The organism is Streptomyces toxytricini, assembly GCF_014649915.1.
GTDB lineage: Bacteria > Actinomycetota > Actinomycetes > Streptomycetales > Streptomycetaceae > Streptomyces > Streptomyces toxytricini.
This window is the reverse complement of the sequence record NZ_BMTY01000008.1, coordinates 255,068-278,374: the sequence shown is the minus strand read 5'-3', so window position 1 is coordinate 278,374 and position 23,307 is coordinate 255,068. Positions and strand designations below refer to the sequence as shown.

The following is a 23,307-nucleotide window of genomic DNA, read 5'->3' as shown; positions in this document are numbered from 1 at the left end:
GGGCCTCAATCGCCGGCGGGGCTGGAGTGTGCGGGGCGGTGGTGCGGCGGCGGGTCGGCGGTGGTGCGAAGTGCGCGCGCCCGCGGCGCTGTTTCGGGGGCTCTGTCCCCGTGCCCCCGCGCCTCAATCGCCGGCGGGGCTGGATTGCCCGCCGGGGAGCGGCAGTTGAGGCCGCGGTGTGGTTTGGGGGCTCTGCCCCCGCGCCTTGGCGCCTCAAGTGTCGGCGGGGCTGGATTTCCTGCGCGGAGCGGCACCTGGGGCTCGTGGGGCGCTTCGGGGGCTTTGCGCCCTGTCCCGGTGCCTCAACGGCGGCCGGGCTGATGTGCCGGCGTCCCGACGGCTGGTGCTGCCGGAAGCTGCGCAGCAGCTTGTTCAGCCCGCGCGGCGTTTGAGCGCGAGGGGCGCGGAGCGGCCCGGTTTCGGTGGGTGCTGCCCGGGGGTCCGCCTCGGCGGCGCCGTTGAGCCTGGGCGGCGTCTGAGCGCGGTAGGCGCGCAGTGCCGGAGGGGGCCGTGGCGGAGTCCCCGGTTTCGGGAAGGGGCGGGGTGGGGGAGAGGCCCCGCGCAGCGGTGGCCGCGTCGCCGGCTACGGCAGCCCGCTACGCCCCCGTGAACGCCCTCAGGATGTCGTCCGCCGCCAGCGTCGGCGTCAGGGTGCCCGCCCGCACGCGGGACTCCAGCGCCGGGGCCAGGTCCCGTACCGCCGGGTGGGCGCGGAGGCGGTCCAGGAGTTCCTCCCGGACCATCGACCACGTCCACTCGACCTGCTGCGCGGCCCGCTTCGCGGCCAGCCGGCCCCCCGCCTCCAGCAGCCGCCGGTGCTGCTCCAGCCGGTTCCAGACCTCGTCGAGCCCGGTGGACTCCCGCGCACTGCACGTCAGTACGGGCGGCGTCCACGCCGCGTCCGCGGGGTGCATCAGCCGCAGCGCGCCGGACAGTTCGCGGGCGGCGGCGCGTGCGTCGCGTTCGTGCGGCCCGTCGGCCTTGTTCACGGCCAGGACGTCGGCCAGTTCCAGGACGCCCTTCTTGATGCCCTGCAGCTGGTCGCCGGTGCGCGCCAGCGACAGCAGCAGGAAGGAGTCGACCATTCCGGCGACGGTCGTCTCGGACTGGCCGACGCCCACCGTCTCGACGAGGACGACGTCGTAGCCCGCCGCCTCCATCACGATCATCGATTCGCGGGTGGCCTTGGCGACCCCGCCGAGCGTGCCCGCCGACGGGGAGGGCCGTACGAACGCGTTCGGGTCGACCGACAGCCGTTCCATCCGCGTCTTGTCGCCGAGGATGGACCCGCCCGTCCGCTTGGACGACGGGTCCACCGCGAGGACGGCGACCCGGTGCCCCAGCCCCGTCAGCATCGTGCCGAACGCGTCGATGAACGTGGACTTCCCGACGCCCGGGACGCCGCTGATCCCGATGCGCCGGGCCCGCCCCGCGTGCGGCAGCAGCTCCGTCAGCAGGGTCTGCGCCAGCGCGCGGTGCGCGGGCAGCGTCGACTCGACGAGGGTGATCGCGCGCGCGACGAGCGCGCGCTTCCCGTCGAGGACGCCCTTCGCGTACGCCTCGATGTCGATCTTCGGCACCGGCCGGCCCCCGCCTACAGCTCGTGGCCCAGGTCCGCGGCGAGCCGCGTGACCAGGTCGTGGGCCGCGTCCGGGATGACCGTGCCCGGCGGGAACACCGCGGCCGCGCCCATCTCCAGCAGGGTCGGCACGTCGGCCGGCGGGATCACCCCGCCCACCACGATCATGATGTCCTCGCGCCCCTCCTCCGCGAGCTGCTCGCGCAGCGCCGGGACGAGGGTCAGGTGGCCGGCCGCCAGCGACGACACGCCCACGACGTGCACGTCCGCCTCGACGGCCTGGCGGGCCACCTCCGCCGGGGTCTGGAACAGCGGGCCGACGTCGACGTCGAAGCCCAGGTCGGCGAAGGCCGACGCGATGACCTTCTGGCCGCGGTCGTGCCCGTCCTGGCCCATCTTGGCGACCAGCACGCGCGGACGGCGGCCCTCCGCCTCCTCGAACCGGTCGACGAGCGCACGGGTCCGCTCCACGGACGGGGACTCCCCTGCTTCGCTGCGGTACACACCGGAGATCGTACGGATCTGCCCGGCGTGCCGCCCGTACACCTTCTCCAGGGCGTCCGAGATCTCGCCCACCGTCGCCTTCGCGCGCGCCGCGTCGACGGCGAGCGCGAGGAGGTTGCCCTCCAGGCCCTGCCCCGCGCCCCGCTCGGCGGCGTTCGTCAGGGCGCGCAGCGCGTCCTGGGTGCGGGCCTCGTCGCGCTCCTCGCGCAGCCGCCGCAGCTTGTCGATCTGCTGCGCCCGCACCGCCGAGTTGTCGACCTTGAGGACCTCGATCTGCTCGTCGCTGTCGACGCGGTACTTGTTGACGCCGATCACCGGCTGCCGCCCGGAGTCGATACGGGCCTGCGTGCGGGCCGCGGCCTCCTCGACGCGCAGCTTCGGGATGCCCGCGTCGATGGCCTGAGCCATGCCGCCGGCCGCCTCGACCTCCTGGATGTGCTGCCAGGCCCGGCGCGCCAGGTCGTACGTCAGCTTCTCGACGTACGCGCTGCCGCCCCACGGGTCGATGGTGCGGCAGGTCCCCGACTCCTGCTGGAGCAGCAGCTGGGTGTTGCGGGCGATGCGCGCCGAGAAGTCCGTCGGCAGGGCGAGCGCCTCGTCGAGGGCGTTGGTGTGCAGGGACTGGGTGTGGCCCTGCGTGGCCGCCATCGCCTCGATGCAGGTGCGGGTGACGTTGTTGAAGACGTCCTGCGCGGTCAGCGACCAGCCCGAGGTCTGCGAATGGGTGCGCAGGGAGAGGGACTTGGCGTTCTTCGGGTCGAACTGCTTCACCAGCTTCGCCCACAGCAGGCGGGCGGCGCGCAGCTTCGCGACCTCCATGAAGAAGTTCATGCCGATCGCCCAGAAGAACGACAGGCGCGGCGCGAACGCGTCGACGTCGAGCCCGGCGCCCTGCCCGGCCCGCAGGTATTCCACCCCGTCCGCAAGGGTGTACGCGAGCTCCAGGTCGGCCGTCGCCCCCGCCTCCTGGATGTGGTACCCGGAGATCGAGATGGAGTTGTACCGCGGCATCTTCTGCGAGGTGAACGAGAAGATGTCCGAGATGATCCGCATCGACGGCTTCGGCGGATAGATGTAGGTGTTGCGGACCATGAACTCCTTGAGGATGTCGTTCTGGATGGTCCCGGCGAGCTTGTCGGGCGAGACGCCCTGCTCCTCCGCCGCCACGATGTACAGGGCGAGGACGGGCAGCACCGCCCCGTTCATCGTCATCGACACCGACATCCGGTCCAGCGGGATCCCGTCGAACAGCTGCCGCATGTCGTAGATCGAGTCGATCGCGACGCCCGCCATGCCGACGTCGCCGGTGACGCGCGGGTGGTCGCTGTCGTAGCCGCGGTGCGTCGGCAGGTCGAAGGCGACGGACAGGCCCTTCTGGCCGGCCGCGAGGTTGCGCCGGTAGAAGGCGTTCGACTCCTCGGCGGTGGAGAAGCCCGCGTACTGGCGGATCGTCCACGGCTGGTTGACGTACATGGTGGGGTAGGGGCCGCGCAGGAACGGCGCCGCGCCCGGGTACGTCGCGAGGAAGTCCAGGCCCTCCAGGTCGCGCCCGGTGTACAGCGGCTGCACGCCGATGCCCTCCGGGGTCTCCCACAGCAGGTCGCCGGTGTCGCTGCCGGTCGCCTCCTTCACCGCGCTGCGCCACTGGTCCTCGGACCCGGCGGACGGGGCGCCGCCGCGCAGGGGCAGTGCGGAGAAGTCGGGGATCTCGGTGCCGCTCACGGGGCCACTCCCATCCGGTCGAGGGCGCCGGTCAGCACCGCGACCGCGTCGCAGCCGGCGTGGACGTGGTCGTCGGCGGCGCCGGCCGCGGTGCCGGGCCTGCCCGCCAGGTAGATGGTCGTCGCGCCGGCCGAGCGCAGGGCCGCGGCCACCGCCTCGGCCTGCTCCTCGTACAGCGCGTCGCTGGAGCACAGCACGGCCGTGCCGTCGGCGCCGCTCGCGGCGTACGCCGCGGCGGCGGTCGACGCGTCCACCGACACCGGCTCGTGGACCGGCTGGATGCCGCCGGCCTGGAACAGGTTCGCGGCGAAGGTGGCGCGCGCGGTGTGCGCGGCGGCGGGGCCGAGGGCGGCGAGGAAGATCCGCGGCCGGGCGCCCGTCGCGGCGAGGTGCCGGTCGCTGCGGGCGCGCAGCGCCTCGTACGCCTCGTCGCGCCGTACGCGGGGCAGGCCGCCGGAGGGCGCCGCGGGGGCGGGGGGCCGCTCGGGCAGCTGCTCGGACAGCAGCGGGAACTCGCTGACGCCGGTGATCGGCTCGCGCCGCCTGGCGAGCTTCGCGGAGCGCTCGGCCCAGGTGGCGGCCAGCCGGTTGGCGACCAGGCCGGAGCGCAGGGCCGCGGCGAGGCCGCCCGCCGTCTCGACGGTCTGGAAGAACTCCCAGGCCGCGTCGGCGAGTTCGTCGGTGAGCCGCTCCACGTAGTAGGAGCCGCCGGCCGGGTCGACGACCCGTGCCAGGTGCGACTCCTCCAGGAGGACGGAGGAGGTGTTGCGGGCGATGCGGCGCGCGAACGCGTCGGGCAGGCCCAGCTCGTGGTCGAACGGCAGCACGGTGACGGCGTCCGCGCCCCCGACGCCCGCCGCCATGCAGGCGACGGTGGTGCGCAGCATGTTCACCCACGGGTCGCGGCGGGTCATCATGACGGGCGATGTCACGGCGTGCTGGCGCTGCGCGCCGGCGTGCGGGGCGCCGCACGCCTCGGCGACGCGGGCCCACAGGCGGCGGGCCGCGCGGAACTTCGCGATGGTGAGGAACTGGTCGGCGGTCGCCGCGTACCGGAACTCCAGCTGTCCGAGGGCCGCTTCGACGCCGAGCCCGCCCGCGGTCAGCGCCCGCAGGTAGGCGGTGCCGGCGGCGAGGGACAGGCCGAGCTCCTGCGCGGCCGAGCCGCCCGCCTCGTGGTAAGGCAGGGCGTCGACGGCGAGGGCGCGCAGTCCGGGCCAACCGGCGGCCGTCTCCCGGGCGAGGGCGACGGCGGCGCCGAGGTCGGCGGCCTCCCCGGTACGGGCCTCGTGGCCGAGCGGGTCGGCGCCGAGGCAGCCGCGGGCGGCGTCCGGGGCGATGCCGCGCTCGGCGTACAGGGCGAGCAGGGCGCGGGCGGCCGCCTCGAAGTCGGCGCCCGCGTCGAGGGAGACGGGGGCGAGGTCGAGGTACACGCCGTCGAGGACGCGGCCGAGCGCGTCGACGGGGACGCCGCCCCCGCCGAGGCACAGCCACAGCGAGGTGACGCCGTTCTCCAGGTCGGCGAGGACGGCCTCGTTCACCTGCGCGGGGTCGGTGCCGAGGTGCCGCTGCCGCACGTCCCAGCCGGAGGCGGAACCGCCCGCGGGGGTGCCGCCCCGTACGAAGGGGGCGAAACCGGGGAAACCGGTGTCCGCGGGGGTGTCGGGCGTGGTGTACAGCGGGCGGGTGAGGAGCCCGTCCTCGAGCTGGGTGGACAACGCGTCTTCCGCGGCTCCGCCGGATACGTCCTTGCCGGACTTGCGCAGTACGCCTTCTACCAGGCGCTGCCACTGCTCATGCGTCGCGTCAGGGAACTCGGCGGCCAGGGAGAGCCCGTCATCAGGCAGGACCGTCATGGCTCGAATGCTAGGGGGGTCACGGTGGGGACGACCATAAGCACTGGATGTGATCTCCCCCTCTCATGTGAGGGGGTAGGGAGCACGGAAGAGCGGGCAGAACCGGAACCCCGCGCCGGTGCCCGGCGCGCCCTGGCCGGCTTGTCCTGTACGCCCCGTGCGGCCGGGCGCGACGGATCGCCCGGACGGCGGACCCGGCGGGCGTGTCGGACCGGCCGGCGGCGCGGAGTGCGCGGGCCGGGTGTTGCCGCGGGTCGCGGCGGCGTGGCGGGCGCATTGCCGAGGGATGAAATCCGGACAGCGGGGCGGGCCCTCCGGGCGGGGTGCAGCAGCTTGGTCGAGGACCATGAAGTCGCAGGTCAGGCCCAGTTTCCCGGAGTCGCGTGGAGTGCCGGGAGCGGCCGGGTCCGGCCATCTGGGCCGGGGTTGACCGGTGCCGCGGCCGCTGTCAGTCTCCCTGCCATGACCGCGAACGAGATCACCCTCCCGCGGCTCCTCGCCCCCGGCTCCTGTACCGCGCCGGGCCGGTGTCCGGGCCGCTGTCCGGCCGCCCGCGCCGCCTGACCCGCCCCGGCCCGCCTCCCGCCGCCTCCGGCGGTCCGGCCCCGCGCCGGGCCGGCTGACCCCGGTCCCGCCGCGGCCCGCGGTCCGGCCCGAGCCGACGGCTCCCGGCCGCGCACCCCGGCCGGGGCCGGCCGCGGCCGCAGCCGTCCGCCCTGCGTCGTCCGGCCCGGCCGTCGCGCCGGCCGGCCCGTCCGTGTCCCGGGCGGCCCTTCGGGTCCGCGTCCCTTTTCCCGTACTGCCGGCTCCGCATGCCCGGACCCGTGTGCTCCACCACCGCGCCCTCGCCGCGCCGTCCCGCGGTCCGCCATGACCCGGACCGCCCGGCGCGGCCCCGTCCGTACGCCGTACGCATCACCGAACGAGGAGTTGCCCATGTCTTCCACCGTCACCACCGCCGAGGCCCCCGCCGTCACCGTCACCCGGATCGGCGGCCGCATCGGCGCCGAGATCGGCGGCGTGCGCCTCGGCGGAGACCTCGACCCCGCCGCCGTCGCCGCGATCCGCTCCGCGCTGCTCGCCCACAAGGTCGTCTTCTTCCGCGGCCAGGACCACCTCGACGAGGCCGGCCACGAGGCCTTCGCCGCACTGCTCGGCACCCCCGTCGCGCACCCCACCGTGCCGTCCGCCGACGGCCGCTACGCCCTCGGCATCGACTCCCGCCACGGCGCCCGCGCCAACCAGTGGCACACGGACGTCACGTTCGTCCCCGCCTACCCGGCCTTCTCCGTCCTGCGCGCCGTCACCGTCCCCCCGTACGGCGGGGACACCCTGTGGGCCAACACCGCGGCCGCGTACGCCGACCTGCCGGCACCGCTCCAGGCGCTCGCCGACGGCCTGCGCGCCCTCCACACCAACGAGTACGACTACGCCGCCCTGCGCCCCGGCGACGTCCCGGACGCACTCGCCGCCTACCGCGAGGTCTTCACCTCCACCTCCTTCCTCACAGAGCACCCCGTCGTCCGCGTCCACCCCGAAACGGGCGAGCGGACCCTGCTCCTCGGCAATTTCGTCCAGCGGATCGCCGGTCTGACGGGCAGGGACTCGCGGGCCCTGATCGACCTCTTCCAGGCGTACGTCGAGCGCCCGGAGAACACCGTCCGCCGGCACTGGCGCGCCGGCGACGTCGCCATCTGGGACAACCGGGCGACGCAGCACTACGGCGTCGACGACTCCGACGACCACGAGCGCGTGCTGCGCCGGGTCACCGTCGACGGCGACGTGCCCGTCGGGCCCGACGGGACGCCGTCCCGCCTGCTGAGCCCGGAGGCCGTGCCCGCGCCCCCGTTCGGGATCCCCTCCGGGGCGTCCGCCGCAGAACCCGCCGCCACCGCCTGACACCGGCCCACCGGCCCGCCGCACACCCCCGCCCCGCCCGCACCCCGAGGAGTCACCGTGCCCACCCTGCTCGCCCTCACCGGCAGCCCCTCCCCGCATTCCCGCACCGCCGTCGTCGCCGAGCACGTCCTGCGCCGCCTCTCCCACGCCGGCTTCGACACGGCCCACCTCGCCGTGCGCGAGCTCCCCGCGGCCGACCTCCTCGCCGCCCGCCGCGACGTGCCGGAGCTGCGCCGCGCCCTGGAGGCGGTCGCCGCGGCCGACGGCGTCGTCGTCGCGACCCCGGTCTACAAGGCGGCGTACACCGGCCTGCTCAAGGCCTTCCTCGACCTGCTCCCGCAGGACGGGCTGGCCGGCAAGACGGTGCTGCCGGTGGCCACCGGCGGCAGCCTCGCCCACGTCCTGAGCCTCGACTACGCCCTGCGGCCGGTGCTGACCGCCCTCGGTGCCCGCCACGTCACGGCCGGCCGGTTCGTCCCGGACTCCGCCGTGGAGCGCGGGGCGGGACCGGACCGGCTGCGCCCGGAGACGGAGCTCGACCTGTACCACGCGGTCGACGAGTTCGCCGCGGCCGTGCGCGCCGCCGCCGTGCCCGCCCCCGCGGCCGCCCTCGCCCCCGCGGCCGCCCTCGCCGCCGCGGCGGCGCTCGCCCCCGCCCCCTGAGGCCCCGCCCCGTCCGCCGCCCCGCCCCCGACAAGGAACCGCCATGCCCGCAGCCCCGACCGCCTCCCGACGACAGTTCCTCGCCCTGCTCGGCATCTCGGCGGCCGCCGTCGGCTGCGGCACGGCCACCGCGGGCGGCGGCGCCCGCCGCCCGGCCGGGCAGGTCACCACCCTCAAGTACCAGGGCAGCGCCGGCGCGGTCACGCTCCCCGAACTCGCCGCCGACCTCGGCCTCCTCGGCGGTCTGCGGCTCGAATGGGTCGGCAACACCATCAGCGGCCCGCAGGACATCCAGTCCGCCGCCACCGGCCAGACCCACTTCGGCGGCGCGTTCAACGGCGCCGTCGTGAAGCTCGCCGCGAGCAAGGCGCCCGTCACGGCCGTCATCTCCTACTACGGCGTCGACGAGCACGCGTACAACGGCTACTACGTCCTTCAGGACAGCCCGATCCGCACGGCCCGCGACCTGCCCGGCCGCAAGGTCGGCATGAACACCCTCGGCGCGCACGCCCAGGCCCTCCTCGACATCTACCTGGGCCGCAACAACATCCCGAAGGCCGAGGCGGCGAAGGTCGAGTCGCTGGTGGTGCCGCCCGTCAGCACCGAGCAGGCGCTGCGGCAGAAGCAGATCGACGTGGGCGTGCTCGGCGGCATCCTGCGCGACAAGGCCGTCGCGGCCGGCGGGATCCGCCCCCTGTTCAGCGACTTCGACCTGATGGGCCGCTTCAGCGCCGGCACGTACGTGATGACGAAGCGGTTCATCGGTGAGAACCCGGACACCGTCCGGACCTTCACCACCGGCGTCGCCCGGGCCATCGAATGGTCGCGGACGACCCCGCGGGACGAGGTCGTCGCCCGCATGACGGAGATCGTCGCCAAGCGCGGCCGCAACGAGGACGCCTCCGCCCTCAAGTACTGGCGCTCGTACGGGGTGGGCGCGGCGGGCGGCCGCATCCAGGAGGAGGAGTTCCGGCTCTGGGTGGACTGGCTCGCCGAGCGCGGCGAGGTCAAGCCGGGCCGGCTGGCCCCCTCGGACCTCTACACCAACGAGTTCAACGACCTGGGGAAGGGCTGACCCGCCATGGCGAAGATCGAATTCCGTTCGGTGTCCAAGGCGTTCCCGGTGAAGGACCGCGACGGGGGCGCCTTCACCGCCCTCGACGGCATCGACCTGGACATAGCGGCGGGGGAGTTCCTCGTCGTCGTCGGCCCCAGCGGCTGCGGCAAGTCCACACTGCTCGACCTCCTCGCCGGCCTGACCCGGCCGACCTCCGGCGAGATCCTCCTCGACGGCGCCCCCGTCACCCGGCCCGGTCCGGACCGCGGCATCGTCTTCCAGCAGTACGCGCTCCTGCCGTGGCGGACCGCCCTCGGCAACGTCGAGTTCGGGCTGGAGGCGACCGGGGTGCCGCGCCGCGAACGGGCCGGGCGGGCCAGGGAGTTCCTGGACCTCGTCGGCCTGGCCGGCTTCGAGGACCGGCACCCGCACGAGCTGTCCGGCGGGATGCGGCAGCGCGTCGCCATCGCCCGCTCCCTCGCGTACGACCCCGACGTCCTGCTGATGGACGAGCCGTTCGCCGCCCTGGACGCGCAGACCCGCGAATCCCTCCAGGACGAGCTGCGGCGGATCTGGCAGCGCACCGGCAAGACGGTCGTCTTCATCACGCACGGCATCGAGGAGGCCGTCTACCTGGGGGAGCGGGTCGCCGTCCTGACCTCCCGGCCCGGGCGGGTCAAGGAGGTCGTGCCCGTCCGGCTCGGCCCGCGGGAGAGCGGGGCGCACGGCGAGGACGTCCGCTCCAGCCCCGAGTTCGCCCGGTACCGCCACGACATCTGGACGCTGCTCCACGACGAGGTGGCGCGCGCCCGCCGACTGGAGAAGGAAGAGGCAGCAGCATGACCGCCACCGGAACCGCCCGTACGCATCCCGCCGCGCGCCCGCAGACCGCGCCGACGCCGGCCGGTGCGGCCGACTCGGCCGCACCGCCGGCGCCCGCCGCCCCTGGTCAGGCGGCTCCGCCGGCGCCGGCCGCGCCCTCCGCCGCCGTGCCCGCCGCCGGGTCCGGGAGCCCGCCGCCGGTCCCGTCCCGTACGCGGGCGCGCCCGGCCTCTCTTACGGCGCGCCCTTCCTCCCCTGCGGCCCGTGCCGCACGGCGGCTGCGCGCCGCCGCGCTGCGGTCCGCCGCCGTGCTGGCGCTGCTCGCCCTCTGGGAGGCCGCGCCGCGGGCCGGGCTGGCGGACCCGACGTTCCTCCCGCCCGTCAGCGAGGTCGCCGCCGCCTGGTGGGAGCTCGCCGCGGACGGAGAGCTCGGCGAGCACGCGGGCGCCAGCCTGCTGCGGTCCTTCGGCGGCTTCGGCATCGCCGTCGCCGTCGCCGTGCCGCTCGGACTGCTCATCGGCTGGTACCGGCCCGTCGCGGCGCTGCTCGGCCCGCTGCTGGAGGTGTTCCGGAACACGGCCGCCCTGGCACTGCTGCCGGTGTTCGTCCTGCTGCTCGGCATCGGCGAGACGTCGAAGGTGTCGATCGTCGTGTACGCCTGCCTGTGGCCGGTCCTGCTGAACACGATCAGCGCCGTCGGCAGCGTCGACCCGACCCTGGTCAAACTGGCCCGCTCGATGGACCTGTCCACGCCGCGGCTCTTCCGGAAGGTGGTCCTGCCCGCCTCCGTCCCGGCCGTCTTCACCGGGATCCGGCTGGCCGGCGCCGTCTCCATCCTCGTCCTGGTCGCCGCCGAGATGATCGGCGCCAAGGCCGGTCTGGGCTACCTCGTCAACGCCTCGCAGTACAACTTCGCGATCCCGCAGATGTACGCCGGGATCGTCACGATCTCCGCGATCGGCGTCGCCTTCAACCAGCTCCTCGTCACCGCCGAACGCCGCCTCAGCCTGTGGCGCGTCCCGGCCGCGTGACGCGACCGCACCGCCCTCCCACCGTCCGCCGGGACCGCAGTCCCGGCCCCGCGCCCCACCACCGCCCCGAGGAACAGCCATGACCGCACCCCGACGCCGGACCCTCCACCTCAACGCCTTCCTCATGAACGCCGGGCACCACGACGCCGCGTGGCGGCACCCCGGAAGCAGCCCGGAACGGGTCACCGACCTGCGCTACTTCCAGGAGCTGGCGCTCACCGCGGAGCGGGGCCTGCTGGACTCCGTCTTCCTCGCGGACGGCCTGGCCCTGTGGGGCAAGGCGCGCCACAACGCCCTCGGCGGGTTCGAGCCGCTGACGCTGCTGTCGGCGGTGGCCGCCGTGACGCAGCGCATCGGGCTGATCGCGACGGCGTCCACGACCTTCAACGAGCCGTACCACCTGGCCCGCAAATTCGCCTCCCTCGACCACATCAGCGGCGGCCGGGCCGGCTGGAACATCGTCACCTCCGGGACGGCCGACGAGGCCCGCAACTTCGGCCGGGAGGAGCACCTGGAGCACCGGCTGCGCTACGAGCGGGCCGCCGAGTTCCTGGAGGTCGCGACCCGGCTGTGGGACAGCTGGGAGGACGGCGCGGTCGTCCTCGACAAGGAGCGCGGCGTCTACGCCGACACCGACCGGATCCACCCAGCCGCCCACCGCGGCGAGCACTTCGGCGTCGCCGGCCCGCTCAACGTGCCCCGCCCCCCGCAGGGGCACCCCCTCCTCGTCCAGGCCGGCTCCTCGGAGGACGGCCGGGAGTTCGCGGCCCGGTACGCGGAGGCCGTCTTCACGGCCCAGCAGACCCTCGCCGACGCGCAGGCCTTCTACCGGGACCTGAAGTCCCGCGCCGCCCGGTACGGCCGCAGCGGGGACGACATCGTCGTCCTGCCGGGCATCGCCCCCGTCATCGGCTCGACGGAGGCCGAGGCGAAGGCCCTGGAGCGGGAGCTGACCGATCTCCAAGTGCCCGAGTACGGGCTGGCGCAGCTGTCCGGGATGCTCGGCGTGGACCTGGCCGGGCTGCCGCTCGACGGTCCGCTGCCCGACCTGCCCGAGGAGCGGGACATCAACGGCAACAAGAGCCGCTTCACGCTCGTCTCGGAGCTCGCCCGGCGCGAGGACCTGACGCTGCGGGAGCTGATCGCCCGCCTCGGAGCCGGCCGCGGCCACCGTGTGTACGCCGGCACGCCCGAGCAGATCGCCGACCAGCTGGAGGAGTGGTTCACCGGCGGCGCCGCCGACGGGTTCAACATCATGGCGCCCGTCCTGCCCACCGGGCTCACCGACTTCGTCGACCACGTCGTCCCGGAGCTCCAGCGGCGCGGCCTGTTCCGCACCGCGTACGAGGGCGGCACGCTGCGCGAGCACTACGGGCTGCCGCGGCCGGCGAACCGGTACGCGGGGGCGGCCGCCTGAGCCGGAGCCCCGCCCGCCGGGGCCCCGTACGCCGGGGCGTCAGGCGGGCAGGGTGTTGCGGTGCGAGCGGCGGCGGGCCGCGCTGAAGAGGGCCTGCATCTGCGCGCCGGACTGCTCGACGTCGTCCAGGGGGGAGGGGAAGGCCAGGGTGACGTCGCGGTGGCCGCGGCTCTCCTCCAGGCGGAGGGTGATCCCGTGGCGGTCCATGGCCAGCGGCAGGGCGCGGACGAGGCCGGCGGTGGGCTGCGGGGACACCAGGCGCAGCAGGAGCGTCACGAGCTCGGAGTGGTCGTCGAGGAAGTGCGTGAGCATCCCCGCCTCGTACGGGGCGAGGGGGTCGGGGGAGGCCGCCTCCAGCTCGCCGAGGCCGATGGAGGTGCGGCGGCCGTCCGGGGTCTCCAGGACGGCCCGGAGGAACTCGACGCAGGTGGGGGTTTCGGCGTCCTGGCCGCCGTACGGGGCGAGGAGGCGTCCGGTGATGGTGACGCGGGCGCGGACCCGGTCGCGGACCGGGGTGGGCGCGATGTCGGTGAACTCCAGCCGGATCGAGGGGCGTTCCTCCATCTCGCCGCCGGGCTCGGCGGGGTGCAGGTGCAGCCGGCCCAGCGGGTCGGTGCCGTCGAGGTGGCGCACCTCGGTGTGGACGCCGTCCGTGACGACGGTCATCGAGTGGGCGGCGGCCAGGATCGAGCGGACGCGCTCGGCGCCGGTGGGGCGGCCGGCGGCAGGGGTGGCGGGTGCACCGGACATGCGCATGCGGATCTCTCCATCGTCCTGGACTGCAAACTTAGGCATGCCTAACCTAACCCATGGGCGGTCGGGCGGACACCCCGCCCCGCCGAGACGCCCGCGTTTCCGTGCGCCCCCCGTGCCAGCCGTGTCGTTGTTGGGCTGAACGGGTGAAACAAGGGAGGATGGGGGGATGCACATGAAGCGCGCGGCCGAGGCGGCCCGGTGAGCAGGTACGACGTCACGGACGAACAGTGGGAGGGTCTCGCGCAGGTGGTTCCCCTGCGCAGTCGCAACGAGTGGCCCTCACGGGTGGACCACCGCACGATCCCCGCGTCCTCCGGGGCCGCGGCCGCCGAACAGCGGCGCTTCGTCGTGATCCGGGTGCAGGTCTTCGCCGACGCGCGGGAGGTGGCCGAGTACCTGATCGCGCAGGTGCCCGTCCTCCTCGACCTGACGGGCGCCGACACCGAAGTGGCCAAGCGCATCCTGGACTTCAGCAGCGGGGTCGTCTTCGGACTCGGCAGCGGCATGCACCGCGTCGACCGGAACGTCTTCCTGCTGGCGCCCGTCGGCACCGAGGTCGAGGGGATCGCGGCCGCGGCCGTCCCCCGATCGTAGGAAGGTCGCCCCGAGGTAACGGTTCGGCGTGCCGGGAGAGTTCCCGGCGGGCCTACCGTCCGGCGCATGGACGCCACCCCGGACACGGCGGAGCCCCGGCCCCGTCCCGGCCCCGCCGTACCCGAGCAGTCCCGTCTGACCCGACGCGCCGGTCCGCGGCCGGCGGCCGCGGCCGCTGCGGCCGCGCGGCATCAGGCGGCGCCCGGCGCGGCCGCTGCCGTGGCCGCCCCGCCGTACGGGTACGGGGCGCCGGGCAGCGGGGACTCCGCCGCGACCGGAGCCGCCGGGGGAGCCGGTCCGGTGCGGCCCGTCGTCGGCGAGCTGCGGCTCTCCGCCTTCGGACCGCACCGGGGCCTCGCCCTGCCCCTGGCCCCCGTCACCCTCCTCACCGGGCCGAGCGGCAGCGGCAAGTCCCACGTCCTCGCCGCCCATGAGTCCCTCGCCGCCCTCGCCGCGGGCGCCGGCCTCGACGAGGCCTTCCCCGACCCCTCCGCCCTCGTCCCCGACCGGGCCCCCGCCGACGCCCTGGGGCGCCGCGGCTTCCGGATCGGCTGCACCGTCGACGGCCCCGCGGGCCCGGTCCGCCTCGACCTGGCCGTGCAGGCCGAACCCTCCTTGCGGATCGTCGGCGAACGCCTCACCGCGGACGGCGAGATCCTGCTCGGCACCGCCCTGCGCGACCCCGGCCGCCGCAGCGTCCAGGCCGCCTGGCTGACCGGCGGCACCGCCGCCGTCACCCGCGCCCCCTTCCCCGACGACCGGCTCGGCACCGCCCTCATCCCGCTGCGCGTCGCCGGCGCCACCCCCGGGCAGCGGCGGGTCCTCGCCGCCGCCGAACAGGTCGTCGTCGCCCTCCGCTCCGCGTTCGCCTGCGACCCCGAGCCCCACCGGATGCGCCGACCCGCCCCGCACGGCGAGGGCCGGCTGCTCCGCGACTGCGCCAACCTCGCCGACGTACTGCGCCGCACCCGCCACGAGTGCACCACCCGCCACTCCCTGCTCGCCCGCGCCGCACAGGCCGCCTGCGCGGGCCGCATCCACGGCCTCGACGTCCTCACCTCCCGTGACGAGCCCGGCCCCGTCACCGCCGTCCTCGACCGCGGGCCCGGGCGGCCCGCCACCGAACTCGGCCGGCTCGGCGCCGGCGAACTCCGCTTCCTCGCCCTGGCCCTGGTCCTGCTCACCGGCCCCGGCGTGCTCGCCATGGACCCCGCCGCCGAACTGCTCTCCGCCCGGCAGGCCCTCACCGTCCTCGCCGACGGCTTCGACCGCGGACTGGACCGGCGGCAGAACGCCGAACTGCTGCGCCTCGCCCTCCTCGCCGCCGGCCGCGGCCACGTCCGCCTCCTGGCGGCCGTCGGGGAGGACACCGCGGCGGCCGCCCGCAAGGCCCCCGGGGCGGCGGTGGTAGACCTGGGGCATGACCGACACGCCCGAGACGAACAGCGGACCGCGCACGACCGGTGACGAGCGCCTGTACCGACTCCAGCAGCGCCTCGCGCAGTTCGCGGCGGCCCGCGGCTGGGAGCCGTACCACACCCCGAAGAACCTGGCCGTCGCGCTGAGCGTGGAGGCGTCCGAACTGGTCGAGATCTTCCAGTGGCTGACGCCCGAGCAGTCGGCGCGGGTCATGGAAGAGCCGGACACCGCGCACCGCGTTGCCGACGAGGTCGCCGACGTGCTCGCCTACCTGCTGCAGTTCTGCGAGGTCCTCGGGGTGGACGTGCTGGACGCGCTCGCCGCGAAGATCGAGAGGAACGAGCTCCGCTTCCCGGTGACGGGTCCTGCGACCCCGCATCGTCACTCTTCGGAGTGAGGGCGTCGTCCACAACCCTGTCTCTGTCCAGAGATTTCCGAATACCCCTGGCTTTACTGACGCATTGCCCTCACTCTGGGTAGTGGTGAGAACGGCGGATGTCGTGCGGACGGGGGACGGCATATGGATGCGGTACGGCTCATCGCGGCCGGCCGCCGCGCGCTGGCGCACAGCGGGGCGGCGATGGACATCGTGTGGGAGGCCTGGCAGGCCCAGGCCCTGGCCCAGGGCATGGGCCACTGGCTCGCGGTCAGCGGGCCGCGGGAACTGAGATCGGAGGCGCGGGGCCTGGGCGAGGCGGGGGGCAGAGGCTGCGGGGTGTTCCACAGAGCGGCCCTGCGCGGTGAGCGCACGGCACCGGACCAGCCGCCGCGCGCGGCCCAGCTGACGGTGGTGAGCGACGTCCGGGGCTCCCTCCTCGGCCTCCAGGACCTCCTCGGCGAGGTCGGCATGGCCCTGGTCGGGGTGGCCTGCGGCACGGACGACGAGGGGCTGTACTGGCAGTGCATGGAGTCGATCGACGCGGCCGACGAGTCGAGCGACCGGGTCAGAGCACTCCTCCGCCGCCTGACGGCCCACCACCACGGCGCGGCCTGAAGCGCACCCGGCACCCCGTCCGGCCCCGCAGCCGGGCCGGGTCCGGGCGCGGGGCGGGCGGCAGAGCCGACAGCCGGGACCGCAGGGGGGGTGGGCTGCTCCGGCGCGCCATCGCGCGGGGCGGCCGCTGCTACCCTCCCCGAGCATGCGAGCCCTCTTCCCGGGGTCCTTCGACCCGGTCACCCCAGGACACCTGGACGTACTCCGGCGGGCTGCCGGGCTGTTCGACTCCGTCGTCGTGTGCGTGATGGCCAACCCGGCCGAGAACGGCCGCTTCCCCATCCCGGAACGGCTGGAGCGGTTGCGGACGGGGGCCGCCGGGTTGGGCAACGTCACGGTCGACTCCCACACCGGCGGCCTGTTGGTCGACTACTGCCGCCGCCTCGGAATCGACGTCGTCGTCCGCGGGGTCCGCAGCGCCACCGACCTGGCCTACGAGGTGCCGATGGCCCGCATGAACCACGAACTGGCGGGAGTCGAAACGCTCTTCCTCGCCGCGCACCCCGCCTTGGCACACGTCTCCTCCGCCCTGGTCACCATGACGGCGGCCCCCCAGGGCCGAGTCCCGCGGCAGGGCGTGAGCGGGCTGCGTCCGGCAGGCGACGGCGGCACGGAAGGCCCCTGAGCCGCTTCCCGGGGTCCGTCCCGTGCCGGTGGGGGGCTACGGGTTGCGGTCCGTGGGGGACTGGAGTTCGGCGTCCAGTCGGGAGAGGTCTGCGTTCAGGGCCGCCATCAGGTCCTCCATCTGCTGGAGGACGCCCTTCGGGGGATCGGCCGGGGCCGGGTCGCGGGGCATGTCGTCCCGGCCGGGCTGTTCGGGTGCGGACTCGTGGGACACGGCGGCCTCCTCGGCCGGCCCTTCCTCGGGGGAAGGGGGCGGCGGTCGCGCCGGCGGGAGGGCCGTCGGCGCGCGGGCCGGGCGGTCCGGCTCCGACCGGGGAAACGATCCCCGTCGGCGGCCGGTCACTGGCCGCGGGCCGGGGCGGCTCCCGGTTGACGGAGATTCACCCTGCGGGGGCGGGGAGGTGCAGGATGGGAGGTGTGGATCCGCTGAGGGGCTGGGAGGCATGACCCGGGCGACCGTGCCGTTCGCCGACGCGCTCGCCGCGCGGGCGCTCGTACTCGACGGCGGGCTCGGCAACCAGCTCGCCGAGCAGGGCTGCGACCTGTCCGGCGGCCTGTGGACCGGCCGGGTTCTCGCCGAGCGGCCCGACCAGGTGCAGGCCGCGCACACCGCGTACGCGCAGGCCGGCGCCGAGGTGCTGATCACCGCGAGCTACCAGGTGGGTTACGAGGCCTTCGCCGCCCGCGGCCGCGGCCGCGCCGAGACCACCGGGCTGCTGCACCGCAGCGTCCGGCTCGCCGCCCGCGCCGCCGACACCGCCGGGCACGGCGTGTGGGTCGCCGCCTCCGTCGGCCCCTACGGCGCCGTCCTCGCCGACGGCTCCGAATACCGCGGCCGGTACGGGCTGAGCAGGCGGGAGCTCGCGGCGTTCCACCGGCCCCGCATCGAGGCGCTCCTCGACGCCGGGCCCGACGTGCTGGCCGTCGAGACCGTCCCCGACGCCGACGAGGCCGAAGCCGTGCTCGGGGTCCTCGCCGACACCGGGGCCCGGGCCTGGCTGTCGTACACCGTCGCCGGCGGCCGCACCCGGGCCGGCGGGCGGCTGGCCGAGGCGTTCGCGCTGGCCGAGGAGTCCCCGCAGGTCGTCGCGGTCGGCGTGAACTGCTGCGACCCCCGGGAAGTACTGCCCGCCCTGGAGGAGGCCGCCTCCGCCACCGGCAAACCGCTGCTCGCCTACCCGAACGACGGCTCCGTCTGGGACGCGGCCGCCGCGACCTGGGCGTATCCGGCCGCCTCCGCCCCTTGGCCGACCGGGGCCTGGCTGCGCGCCGGCGCCCGCCTCGTCGGCGGCTGCTGCCGGATCGGCCCCAGCCGCATCGCCGCCCTCGCGTCCGACGTCCGGGCCGCCCCGCCGGACCGCCCCCGCGGAACGGCCGCCCCCGGAAAATGAGCGGCGGCCCGGCGGGCCCGGCGGCAAGAATCGGAAGCGTGTTCCTGACGATCTCCACCACCGGTACCCCCGAGCGCCCCGCCACCGACCTGGGATTCCTGCTGCACAAGCATCCCGGCAAGGCGCAGGCGTTCACCACCTCCCACGGCACCGCCCACGTCTTCTACCCCGAGGCCGGGGAGGAGCGCTGCACGGCGGCCCTGCTGCTGGAGGTGGACCCCGTCGCGCTCGTCCGCCGCGGCCAGGGCAAGGGCCGGGGCGGAGCGCCCGACACCGCCCTCGCCCAGTACGTCAACGACCGCCCCTACGCCGCGTCCTCACTGCTCGCCGTCGCGCTGCGCAGCGTCTTCGGCAGCGCCCTGAACGGCAGGTGCGCCGCCCGCCCCGACCTCGTCGACGAGCCGCGCGGCTTGCGGATCGAGATCCCCGTCCTGCCCGCGCGCGGCGGGCCGGAGCTCGTGCACCGGCTGTTCGGCCCCCTCGGCTGGGACCTCGTACGGCCCGAGCCGCTCCCGCTCGACGAGCGGTTCCCGGAGTGGGGGGACTCCCGCTACGTGCGGCTCGTCCTGGAGGGGCGGCTGCGGCTCACCGACGCGCTGCGGCAGCTGTACGTGCTGCTGCCCGTCCTCGACGACGCCAAGCACTACTGGGTCGCCCCGGACGAGGTCGACAAGCTGCTGCGCGCGGGCGACGGCTGGCTCGCCGGGCACCCGGAGCACGGCCTGATCGCCTCCCGCTACCTGGCCCGCCACAAGCGGCTGACCAGGGACGCCCTGGAGCGCCTGGAGCTGGCCCGCCTCGCCGAGGCGGACGGCAGTCCGGCCGAGGACCTCGACAACGCCGTCGACGAGGACACCGACACCGCCGACCGTCCGCTGCCGCTCGCCGTGCTGCGCCGCGAGGCCGTCACCGCGGCGCTGCGCGCCGCCGGCGCCGCCCGCGTCCTCGACCTCGGCTGCGGACAGGGGGCCCTGGTGCAGCAGCTCCTGAAGGACACCTCCTTCACGGAGGTCGTCGGCGTCGACGTGTCCGTACGGGCCCTCGCCGTGGCCGCGAAGCGGCTGCGCCTGGAGCGCATGGGCGAGCTGCAGGCCGGCCGGGTCCGCCTCATCCAGGGCTCCCTCACGTACACGGACAAGCGGCTCGCCGGCTACGACGCGGCCGTCCTCAGCGAGGTCGTCGAGCACGTCGACCCGCCGCGGCTGCCCGCCCTGGAGTACGCGGTGTTCGGCTCGGCGCGCCCGCGCACCGTCCTCGTCACCACCCCGAACGCCGAGTACAACGTCCGCTGGGAGACCCTGCCCGCCGGGCAGGTCCGCCACCCCGACCACCGCTTCGAGTGGACCCGGGCCGAGTTCCGCGACTGGGCCGGGGCCGTCGCCGGCCGGCACGGGTACACCGTCGCCTACGCGCCCGTCGGCGACGACGACCCCGAGGTCGGCCCGCCCACCCAGATGGCCGTCTTCACCCTGGCCGACCCCGACCCCGACCCCGCCACCGCCACCCGCCCCGCCACCGCCGCCACCCGCACCGACGCCCCGAAGGAGGGAGAGGCCGCATGACCGCCGACACCGCCACCGCGACGGGAGCCGCCGCGCCCCGCGTGCTCCCCGTCCCCGACCTGTCCCTCGTCGTCCTCGTCGGCGCCACCGGATCGGGCAAGTCCACCTTCGCCCGCACGCACTTCAAGCCCACCGAGGTGATCTCCTCCGACCTCTGCCGCGGCCTCGTCAGCGACGACGAGAACGACCAGAGCGCGAGCAAGGACGCCTTCGACGTCCTCCACTACATCGCCGGCAAGCGCCTCGCCGCCGGCCGGCTCACCGTCATCGACGCCACCAGCGTCCAGCCGGAGGCCCGCCGCTCCCTGGTCCGGCTCGCCCGCGAGCACGACGTCCTGCCCGTCGCGATCGTCCTCGACATGCCCGAGGACGTCTGCGCGCAGCGCAACGCGGCCCGCCCCGACCGGGCCGGGCTCCCGCGGCACGTCATCCAGCGCCACCGCCGCGAACTGCGCCGCTCCCTGCGCCACCTGGAGCGCGAGGGCTTCCGGAAGGTCCACGTCCTGCGCACCGCCGAAGAGGCCGAGACGGCCGAGGTGGTCCTCGAGAAGCGCTACAACGACCTCACCCACCTCACCGGCCCCTTCGACGTCATCGGCGACGTGCACGGCTGCTCCTCCGAGCTCGAAACCCTGCTGGACCGGCTCGGCTACCGCGACGGCGTCCACCCCGAGGGCCGCACCGCCGTCTTCGTCGGCGACCTCGTCGACCGCGGCCCGGACAGCCCCGGCGTGCTGCGCCGCGTCATGGGCATGGTCGCCTCGGGCAGCGCCCTGTGCGTGCCGGGCAACCACGAGAACAAGCTCGGCCGCCACCTCAAGGGCTCGAAGGTACAGCTGACGCACGGCCTCGCCGAGACCGTCGAGCAGCTCGCCGGTGAACCGGAGGAGTTCGTCTCCGAGGTCCGCTCCTTCATCGAGGGCCTGGTCAGCCACTACGTCCTGGACGGCGGCAGGCTGGTCGTCTGCCACGCCGGGCTGCCGGAGAAGTACCACGGCCGCACCTCCGGCCGGGTCCGCTCGCACGCCCTGTACGGGGAGACCACCGGCGAGACCGACGAGTTCGGCCTGCCGGTGCGCCACCCCTGGGCCGAGGACTACCGGGGCCGGGCGGCTGTCGTCTACGGCCACACGCCCGTCCCGCAGGCGTCCTGGACCAACAACACCATCTGCCTCGACACCGGAGCCGTGTTCGGCGGGAAGCTGACGGCCCTGCGCTGGCCCGAGCGCGAACTGGTCGACGTCCCCGCCGAGAAGGTCTGGTACGAGCCGGTCAAGCCGCTCGCGGCGCAGGCGCCGGGCGGCCGCGAGGGCCGACCGCTGGACCTGGCCGACGTGCACGGCCGGCGCGTCGTGGAGACCCGCCACCTCGGGAACGTCGCGGTGCGCGAGGAGAACGCCGCCGCGGCCCTGGAGGTGATGAGCCGCTTCGCCGTCGACCCGCGGCTGGTGCCGTACCTGCCGCCGACGATGGCCCCGGCGGCCGCCTCGCAGGAGGAGGGCCACCTGGAGCACCCGGCGGAGGCCTTCGCCCAGTACCGGGCCGACGGCATCGCCCAGGTCGTGTGCGAGGAGAAGCACATGGGCTCCCGCGCGACCGTCCTGCTCTGCCGTGACGCCGAGACGGCCCGCCGGCGCTTCGGCACCGACTCCGCCGCCACCGGCTCGGTGTACACGCGCACCGGCAGGCCCTTCTTCCAGGACCCGGCCGTCACCGAGGCGTTCCTCGGCCGGATCCGGGACGCGGTCACCGCCGCCGGGCTCTGGGAGGAGCTCGCGGCGCCCGGCCGGGCCTCCGCCGGGGACGGGGACTGGCTGCTGCTCGACGGCGAGCTGCTGCCCTGGTCGCTGAAGTCGCGCGGCCTGCTGCGCGAGCAGTACGCGGCCGTCGGCGCGGCCTCCCGCGCCGCGTTCCCAGCGGCGATCGCGGCCCTGGAGGCCGCCGCGGCCCGCGGCGTGGACACCGGCGCACTGCTGGCCCGGCAGCGGGAGCGGGCCGAGGACGCGGACCGCTTCACCGAGGCCTACCGCCGGTACTGCTGGATGACGGAAGGCCTCGACGGGGTGCGGTTCGCGCCGTTCCAGCTGCTCGCGGCCTCCGGCCGGTCGCTGGCCGCCGTCCCGCACGACGAGCAGCTGTTCTGGCTGGACCGGCTCGCCGCCGCCGACGAGGCGGCCGGCGGGGGGCTGCTGCGCCGCACCGGCCGGATCCTGGTCGACACGGCCGACGAGGACTCCGTCCGCGCGGGCACCGACTGGTGGCGGGAGCTGACGGAGGCCGGCGGCGAGGGCATGGTCGTCAAGCCGCTCCAGGCGTACGCCCGCGACCGGAAGGGGCGGCTCGTGCAGCCCGGCATCAAGGTCCGCGGCCGCGAGTACCTGCGGATCGTCTACGGGCCGGAGTACGCGCGCCCGGAGCAGCTCGACCGGCTGCGCGGGCGGGCGCTGGGCCACAAGCGGTCGCTGGCGCTGCGCGAGTACGCGCTCGGCCTGGAGGCCCTGGACCGGCTGGCGGCGGGGGAGCCGCTGTGGCGGGTCCACGAGGCGGTCTTCGCGGTGCTCGCCCTGGAGTCGGAGCCGGTCGACCCCCGGCTCTGACGCCTCCCCCGCTCTGACGGCTCCCCGGCCGGCCCCGCCCGGGGGCCGGCCGCGCCGGCGGTGTGCGGGCGGCGCGTAAAGGCGGCGCCCGTGCACGGCCCCGAATTAGGTCGTATGGGGGAACTTTCCCGGTCAACGCCGGGGAAAGCGCCGGCGGGATCGTTCATCCAGGGCAGCGGAGTGTCCGCGAACCAGGAAGGACGGAACGTCACCTATGAAGATGACCGCGCGCGGAAGCATTGCGGCGCTCATGACCTGCATGGCGGCCGCCGGCGGCGCCGCCCCGGCCGCCGCCGACTCGGTTCCGGTCAGCGTGCCCCTGGACGCCGTGAAGACCACGCTGGGCGTGGACACCCCGCGCGTGGGCACAGGGGTCCCGGTCCCGGTCGTCGGCGCGCCGGAGGTCCGCCACCACAAGGGCGACCTGCTGCCCACCCCGGTGGTGCCGTCCCTGCCCGTCGGCACGGAGCTCGGCCGCACCCTCGTCAGCACGCCGGTGCCGAACCTGCTCGGCGACCCCGCCACCGACTCCGAGGGCTCGGTCACCTCCCCGGCGACCGACCTGGTCGCCCGCACCCCGGGCGTCGTCCTCGGGGCGCCGCTGACGATGCCCGACGGAGGCAACTTCGGCATCCCCGACCTGACCACCCCGAAGCTCGGCCTGACCACCCCGGAGCTGACCGGGGCCCCCTCGGCGCTCCTCGGCCTCGGCTGAGAACGCCCGGCGCCCGGCCCGGCCCGGCCTCCGGCGCCCGGCCCGGGCGGGTCCCGGCCGTCCGCCGGACCTCCTGCGCCAACGCCGCATCAAAAAGCCGTCCGG

The 23,307-nt window shown here is 75.4% G+C and carries 20 protein-coding genes; 15 read left to right on the top strand and 5 right to left on the bottom strand.

The features are described from left to right. Positions 1–596: 596 nt before the first annotated feature. Genes meaB through IE170_RS12865 form a run of 3 tightly spaced genes read right to left on the bottom strand, consistent with a single transcriptional unit; the run spans position 597 to position 5,661 of the window. Positions 597–1,580 carry a methylmalonyl Co-A mutase-associated GTPase MeaB gene (gene meaB, locus IE170_RS12875; RefSeq protein ID WP_189809462.1) on the bottom strand — a complete coding sequence of 328 codons (984 nt, stop codon included), beginning with the start codon at positions 1,578–1,580 and terminating at the stop codon, positions 597–599. 14 nt (positions 1,581–1,594) lie between these two features. After that, positions 1,595–3,805 (bottom strand): methylmalonyl-CoA mutase, encoded by a 2,211-nt coding sequence (scpA, locus tag IE170_RS12870; RefSeq protein WP_189809461.1) that lies wholly within the window; start codon positions 3,803–3,805, stop codon positions 1,595–1,597. Then, a complete protein-coding gene (locus IE170_RS12865; RefSeq protein WP_189809460.1) occupies positions 3,802–5,661 on the bottom strand; it encodes a methylmalonyl-CoA mutase family protein in 1,860 nt (619 codons plus the stop codon). The genes scpA and IE170_RS12865 overlap by 4 nt, the downstream gene beginning before the upstream one ends. A 936-nt stretch (positions 5,662–6,597) precedes the next feature. On the opposite strand from IE170_RS12865, the gene IE170_RS12860 reads away from it, so the two are divergent. The 6 genes from IE170_RS12860 (at position 6,598) to IE170_RS12835 (ending at position 12,550) form a co-directional block, all read left to right on the top strand. Continuing rightward, entirely contained in the window at positions 6,598–7,560 is a 963-nt protein-coding gene (locus IE170_RS12860; RefSeq protein WP_189809459.1) for a TauD/TfdA dioxygenase family protein, read from the top strand. 57 nt (positions 7,561–7,617) lie between these two features. Continuing rightward, positions 7,618–8,223, top strand: a complete 606-nt coding sequence (gene ssuE, locus IE170_RS12855) for an NADPH-dependent FMN reductase (protein WP_189809458.1) — start codon at positions 7,618–7,620, stop codon at positions 8,221–8,223. A gap of 43 nt (positions 8,224–8,266) precedes the next feature. After that, positions 8,267–9,298 (top strand): ABC transporter substrate-binding protein, encoded by a 1,032-nt coding sequence (locus IE170_RS12850; RefSeq protein WP_189809457.1) that lies wholly within the window; start codon positions 8,267–8,269, stop codon positions 9,296–9,298. A 6-nt stretch (positions 9,299–9,304) separates the two neighbouring features. Beyond that, positions 9,305–10,123, top strand: coding sequence for an ABC transporter ATP-binding protein (locus IE170_RS12845; RefSeq protein WP_189809456.1), 819 nt, complete (start codon positions 9,305–9,307; stop codon positions 10,121–10,123). Further along, positions 10,120–11,133 carry an ABC transporter permease gene (locus IE170_RS12840; protein ID WP_308428386.1) on the top strand — a complete coding sequence of 338 codons (1,014 nt, stop codon included), beginning with the start codon at positions 10,120–10,122 and terminating at the stop codon, positions 11,131–11,133. Before IE170_RS12845 ends, IE170_RS12840 begins: the two co-directional genes overlap by 4 nt. 79 nt (positions 11,134–11,212) lie before the next feature. Continuing rightward, positions 11,213–12,550: an LLM class flavin-dependent oxidoreductase gene (locus tag IE170_RS12835; RefSeq protein ID WP_189809455.1), complete on the top strand. Its 1,338-nt coding sequence runs from the start codon at positions 11,213–11,215 to the stop codon at positions 12,548–12,550. 39 nt (positions 12,551–12,589) lie between these two features. Here the strand turns inward: IE170_RS12835 and IE170_RS12830 are convergent, their stop codons facing one another. After that, the gene (locus tag IE170_RS12830; protein WP_189809454.1) at positions 12,590–13,306 is read right to left on the bottom strand and encodes a DUF2470 domain-containing protein; all 717 of its coding nucleotides are present in this window, start codon (positions 13,304–13,306) and stop codon (positions 12,590–12,592) included. A gap of 198 nt (positions 13,307–13,504) precedes the next feature. On the opposite strand from IE170_RS12830, the gene IE170_RS12825 reads away from it, so the two are divergent. From IE170_RS12825 to coaD, 5 genes are all read left to right on the top strand, one after another. Further along, positions 13,505–13,900: a cell division protein SepF gene (locus tag IE170_RS12825; RefSeq protein WP_125545981.1), complete on the top strand. Its 396-nt coding sequence runs from the start codon at positions 13,505–13,507 to the stop codon at positions 13,898–13,900. A 66-nt stretch (positions 13,901–13,966) separates the two neighbouring features. Further along, on the top strand, positions 13,967–15,367 hold the full coding sequence (locus tag IE170_RS12820) for an AAA family ATPase (protein WP_223856367.1): 1,401 nt from the start codon (positions 13,967–13,969) through the stop codon (positions 15,365–15,367). Further along, complete coding sequence (locus IE170_RS12815; RefSeq protein ID WP_189809453.1) at positions 15,321–15,716, top strand: nucleotide pyrophosphohydrolase; 396 nt, start codon at positions 15,321–15,323, stop codon at positions 15,714–15,716. The genes IE170_RS12820 and IE170_RS12815 overlap by 47 nt, the downstream gene beginning before the upstream one ends. A gap of 123 nt (positions 15,717–15,839) precedes the next feature. After that, positions 15,840–16,313, top strand: a complete 474-nt coding sequence (locus IE170_RS12810; RefSeq protein ID WP_189809452.1) for a DUF6099 family protein — start codon at positions 15,840–15,842, stop codon at positions 16,311–16,313. A 145-nt stretch (positions 16,314–16,458) separates the two neighbouring features. Continuing rightward, positions 16,459–16,938 carry a pantetheine-phosphate adenylyltransferase gene (gene coaD / locus IE170_RS12805; RefSeq protein ID WP_189809451.1) on the top strand — a complete coding sequence of 160 codons (480 nt, stop codon included), beginning with the start codon at positions 16,459–16,461 and terminating at the stop codon, positions 16,936–16,938. Positions 16,939–16,974: 36 nt separating this feature from the next. Here the strand turns inward: coaD and IE170_RS12800 are convergent, their stop codons facing one another. Then, entirely contained in the window at positions 16,975–17,151 is a 177-nt protein-coding gene (locus IE170_RS12800) for a hypothetical protein (RefSeq protein WP_189809493.1), read from the bottom strand. Between the two features lie 229 nt (positions 17,152–17,380). Here IE170_RS12800 and mmuM point away from each other — a divergent pair, with 229 nt between their 5' ends. The 4 genes from mmuM (at position 17,381) to IE170_RS12780 (ending at position 23,202) form a co-directional block, all read left to right on the top strand. After that, positions 17,381–18,328 (top strand): homocysteine S-methyltransferase, encoded by a 948-nt coding sequence (gene mmuM, locus IE170_RS12795; RefSeq protein ID WP_189809450.1) that lies wholly within the window; start codon positions 17,381–17,383, stop codon positions 18,326–18,328. Positions 18,329–18,366: 38 nt separating this feature from the next. Next, the gene (locus IE170_RS12790; protein ID WP_189809449.1) at positions 18,367–19,890 is read left to right on the top strand and encodes a 3' terminal RNA ribose 2'-O-methyltransferase Hen1; all 1,524 of its coding nucleotides are present in this window, start codon (positions 18,367–18,369) and stop codon (positions 19,888–19,890) included. Next, positions 19,887–22,487, top strand: a complete 2,601-nt coding sequence (locus tag IE170_RS12785; protein ID WP_189809448.1) for a polynucleotide kinase-phosphatase — start codon at positions 19,887–19,889, stop codon at positions 22,485–22,487. The genes IE170_RS12790 and IE170_RS12785 overlap by 4 nt, the downstream gene beginning before the upstream one ends. 214 nt (positions 22,488–22,701) lie before the next feature. Continuing rightward, a complete protein-coding gene (locus tag IE170_RS12780; protein ID WP_189809447.1) occupies positions 22,702–23,202 on the top strand; it encodes a hypothetical protein in 501 nt (166 codons plus the stop codon). The last annotated feature ends 105 nt before the right edge of the window (positions 23,203–23,307 follow it).